We start from the raw sequence: 2597 nt of genomic DNA on the forward strand, positions 1-2597 counted from the left end.
GTACGCGATCCACGAACGACGCCCCTCGGAGTAAGGTGGAGAGCGCGCGATGAGTGTCAGCAACGCGGGTCAGCGGAGATCTGCGGGCATCTTCCAAGGAAGCAGCGCGTCGTAGTCGTCAACGGTCCTCGCCAGAGGAAGACGTTGGAACAACCAGTGAAGGTAGCGATAGGGATCGATGCCCCCGGCTTTGCAGGTTTCGATCAGGCTGTAGAGGTTTGCACTTGCGTTCGCCCCCGCTACGGTGTCGCTAAAAAGCCATGAGCGGCGCCCGACGACGAATGGGCGAATCGCATTCTCGCAAGGGTTATTCGAGATGGCCCAAGTGCCGTTCTCGACGTAGCGGATCAGCTTCGGCCACTGTTCGCGCAGATAGGTCAGTGCCTTTCCGAGCAAACTTTTCGGTACGACGCCGGGCGACTCCGCGAGGGCCAAAGCGTAGATGGCGTCGAGTATGCGCGTGCTGTATCGCCGTCGCAATCGCTGTCGTCGCTCAGGCTTCCATTTCTTAGAGCGGGCCTCCGCAGCGAACAGCTTGCCGATCAGCGTGATGAAGCGTGTCGCGAGCAGATCGGGTGAACGCGCGGCTTTCGGCACGTTCTCCTCCGCTTTGATGAAGTACCGTCTTAGGTGTGCCCAACATCCGAGGTGCACGAGGTCGTAGCGTTGAGCTATGTCGTTGTAGGGCTCGTAGCCATCAGTCATCAGAACCGCGCCCTTGCGGATCCCCGTGAACAGCTTGTCGGCCAGCTTGGCACCGCGTCCGGGCGTATAGCTGAAGCAGCGGATGGGGATGCCTGAATTGGTCATCTGCGCCCAGAGGTAGCTCTTCGTTTGCGGCTTGCGCCCTTTCTCTTTCAGTACCTGGAACGTCGTCTCGTCGCAGTAGATCAGTTCGGCATCGAGCAACGCATCGCGCATGAGGTTGATCACGGGCTGGGTCGCGAGGCCAACGCGAACCATGCTGGCGGCGATCGTGTTCGACGAGATGTCTCCGCCGAAGCGACACAGCAAACCGGCCTGGCGATAGAGCGGCATGCCGAACTGGTATTTGCCGGTGGCGATCCATGCGAGCGCTGCTTCGCTCAACAGTCCGCGCGCGATGATGCGCGGCGGCGCTGGAGTGACCTTGATGCCGAGATCGCAGCACGGGCACGCATATTTAACACGCTGGTGTTGGATCACTCGAAGCTGCTCGGGGATCACATCGAGCTGCTCGCTGATCTCCGCGCCGATCTCGACGAGCGCTTGCCCATCGTTCGTGCAAAAGCGTTCGGCTTCGGGCAATTCGTGCCGCACGACCTCGCGCGGCAGATTGGGATCAAGCGGCTTACGGTGACCGCGCTTCTTGCGCTTGTGCGCGCCAACCGTCGTCTCCGGCGTGTCTTCTTGGGCAGGCGCGCTATTCGCGCCGAGCACCTCGGCTTCGTTGAACAAGCCAAGTTGATCAGAATCTCGTGCCTCGCTCTTGGCGCCGAACAGTTCGCGACGGTAGGCTCGGAGTCGCTCCTCAGCAAGATCGCGCTCTGCCGTCACAAGCCGCAAGGCGCCGCGTAAGGCCTCCTGTTCTTCTCGCAATGCACGAGCAGCATCGCGCTCGGCGAGCAACGCCTTCAATTCCTCGGCGGTGATCGTGACATTGATCGGCATGGCGGGTTAGACCAGCGCACGGCCCCACTGTTCAGCTCACGCGGCGATATTCCTGCTTCGGATGCCGTCGTATCGCGGTGATGTCATCGCCATCGAGCAACGCGTGCAACACGTTGGTCGTCATTGACACGATCTCAGCCTTGTTGTCTGGCCAGATGAAGTGGCTGCTCTCCAATCGTTTTATCAAAAGCCAGAAACCACTGCCGTCCCAGCCAAGAATCTTTATTCGGTCACGGCGTCGGTTTCCGAAGATGTAAAGCGACGTGTCCATCGGATTTAGGCGCATCGACTGCTCGACGAGAATCGACAGACTGTTCATGCCGTAGCGGAAGTCGACAGGATCGCGGTGCAGGTAGACCTTCAGATTATCGTCGAACCGGAACACGGCATCCTCCCGAGCATCTGGACCACGGTGGTCAGCTCGTCGATGGTCGCCTCTGCGATGTCGAACTCAACACCGTTGGGCAAACGTATGTGCAAGGCAACCGTGATCGATGGTGTGCGCGCGGACACCGCTCGTTCAACCGTCACAGCCCCCTGAACGACCGGTACAAATGGTGATGACACGTCGGGCGCGTGAGTCCGCAAGGCCGGCGGCGTAACATCAAGCGATGCCCTGTCTACTGGCCTCAGTTCCTTCTCCGCCGAATTCTGCGCCGCATGTGTCTTCTGATAGCGCGTGATCCACTCGCGCAACAGATTCGGGTTCAAGCCGTATTCCATCGCCGTACGCGCTATCGAAACGCCGGACGTCATGCACAACTGGACCAGTTCCTCGCGGGCTTGCGGATCGTATTCCCGGCGACCATCCCGCTTCGCGCCGACCACCAGACGGCTACGCAAATCTCGATGTTCTGTCATGTACTCTCATCCCAGCTGTCCACGTGGACAGGTAGCATCAGAGAATCACTCGTCCATTGCTAGGGCGTCCCTGAAGGACCGCATAC

At 59.8% G+C, this 2597-nt stretch carries 3 protein-coding genes; all 3 read right to left on the minus strand.

The window, feature by feature from the left end; all coding sequences use genetic code 11:
* Positions 1-69 precede the first annotated feature (69 nt).
* From tnpC to PQR08_RS38420, 3 genes are read right to left on the minus strand one after another with little or no spacing between them, the layout of a single operon-like run.
* Positions 70-1650, minus strand: a complete 1581-nt coding sequence (gene tnpC, locus PQR08_RS38410; protein ID WP_408164438.1) for an IS66 family transposase — start codon at positions 1648-1650, stop codon at positions 70-72.
* A 31-nt stretch (positions 1651-1681) separates the two neighbouring features.
* On the minus strand, positions 1682-2035 hold the full coding sequence (gene tnpB, locus PQR08_RS38415; RefSeq protein WP_408164440.1) for an IS66 family insertion sequence element accessory protein TnpB: 354 nt from the start codon (positions 2033-2035) through the stop codon (positions 1682-1684).
* On the minus strand, positions 2011-2511 hold the full coding sequence (locus PQR08_RS38420) for a transposase (RefSeq protein ID WP_408164441.1): 501 nt from the start codon (positions 2509-2511) through the stop codon (positions 2011-2013). Before PQR08_RS38420 ends, tnpB begins: the two co-directional genes overlap by 25 nt.
* Between the last annotated feature and the right edge of the window lie 86 nt (positions 2512-2597).

Origin of the sequence: Caballeronia jiangsuensis, assembly GCF_046030135.1 — a bacterium.
Taxonomy (GTDB): domain Bacteria; phylum Pseudomonadota; class Gammaproteobacteria; order Burkholderiales; family Burkholderiaceae; genus Caballeronia; species Caballeronia jiangsuensis.

Excerpts from the sequence above, each read along its gene's own strand:
- tnpC (WP_408164438.1), bottom strand. The coding sequence starts at position 1,650 with ATGCCGATCAATGTCACGATCACCGCCGAGGAATTGAAGGCGTTGCTC.
- PQR08_RS38420 (WP_408164441.1), bottom strand. The coding sequence starts at position 2,511 with ATGACAGAACATCGAGATTTGCGTAGCCGTCTGGTGGTCGGCGCGAAG.